Source organism: Moorena sp. SIO4E2 (assembly GCF_010671945.1).
In the GTDB taxonomy this organism is placed as follows: Bacteria; Cyanobacteriota; Cyanobacteriia; order Cyanobacteriales; family Coleofasciculaceae; genus Moorena; species Moorena producens.
Genome location: NZ_JAAHIE010001242.1, coordinates 1 through 1361, shown reverse-complemented (window position 1 = coordinate 1361; position 1361 = coordinate 1). Strand labels below are relative to the sequence as shown.

2 protein-coding genes are annotated in these 1361 nt (G+C 39.8%); both read right to left on the bottom strand.

The features are described from left to right. Positions 1–136 precede the first annotated feature (136 nt). Positions 137–670: a hypothetical protein gene (locus F6K37_RS42580; protein ID WP_287257243.1), complete on the bottom strand. Its 534-nt coding sequence runs from the start codon at positions 668–670 to the stop codon at positions 137–139. A 338-nt stretch (positions 671–1008) separates the two neighbouring features. Further along, on the bottom strand, positions 1009–1361 hold a 353-nt coding region (locus tag F6K37_RS42575), incomplete at its 5' end, for an NAD(P)/FAD-dependent oxidoreductase (RefSeq protein ID WP_287257242.1).

Sequence of the window (1361 nt, the reverse complement as noted above, 5' to 3'; positions counted from 1 at the left end):
GATCGCCTTGACCAGATAATTGAGGTGATTGAACAGGAAGATTGGTCGAGTCTGGAAACAATCTTTGAAACTACTCACGTAGCGCGGAAAAAATTTGTTTCCTGAGTTTGTTTAGTTTGTTATTGAGCTTAAGTTTTTATAACCTTTTTATCCGCTCCTCTTCTTGTCTCTTAGACTCAATTGCATATTCATAGAATTTTTCCCAGCTCCAATTATTGACTATTTCTAAGGAGATAGTTTGACCAGACATGAGTAAGATGTACTGATAGCCAGATTCCTTTTCTGCAACATCCGCAATCAGGGAGTTACGAACATCTTTTCCTAATTTTTCTGCTGCTTTCTCCCACCAAAGCTGACAGGGGCTCTTGAATTTGGGGTTGTCCAAGTACTCATTAGACCATGACTTAGGTGTCCACTGTTGGTTAAGGGCTTTTATAAGGAAAGCACTTGGATATTCAAACTTTTCGTAATTATTTTGTTTCCAAATCCAGTAAGAGATAGTTGTTTGGAAGGCGGGCTCCATACCCTGAGAGCAACCGATCACAGCAGCCTGGACATCTTCCCTGTCAAAGTCTACCCCGATATAAGCTAAGGCGTATTTGTACTGCTGGAAAATTTCCTGAGTTACAGGGTCTACTTCCAAATAGTCAACCTGGCTTGGATTCCACATGATTGGGACACCAAAAATCTCTCTACTTTTACTTTTATATTAAATTCATAAAGTCTGTTTTTCAGAATTTACGACCTAGCAATATCCGATTATGAAATTCCTGATTGACTGACAAAAGTTATTCCGGAGCATATTGGTAAGTGAGTAATTTTAATTTACCCAATATAGTTAGTTGAGGAAATAATTTGCCGTTCACCTAGCGCGACCTACGATCAATCCCTGGTTGTGTAATAATTTGAGGAGCAACGAAATTGAAAAATGTCTAACTAGTCTGACCCAAGATACATACTATCACAATTAATGGACAAAAAAAAGGCAAATTACCAATTACCACAGCACTAACTATTTCCAATCCCTTGACCTCCTAACCAACCCGTTGTCCAAGCACTCTGAAAATTAAATCCCCCAGTAATTCCATCAATATCCAGAATTTCCCCAGCAAAGTAAAGACCTGGACATTGGCGGCTTTCCATAGTCTTGAAATTCACCTCTTTGAGACTAACACCACCACAAGTAACAAACTCTTCCTTAAAAACCCCTTTACCTTGAATCAAATAGCGTCCCTGAGTCAGTTCTTGAACTAACTGATGTACGGTTTTTTTCGATAACTCAGCCCAACGGTTTTGTGCTCCCACTCCCACACTAGTCACTAAGCTCACCCAAAGGCGCTTTGGGATAGGAATAGGACAAC

What these genes read in the sequence shown, in the direction of transcription:
- F6K37_RS42580 (WP_287257243.1), bottom strand. Translation starts at nt 670, where the DNA reads ATGTGGAATCCAAGCCAGGTTGACTATTTGGAAGTAGACCCTGTAACT.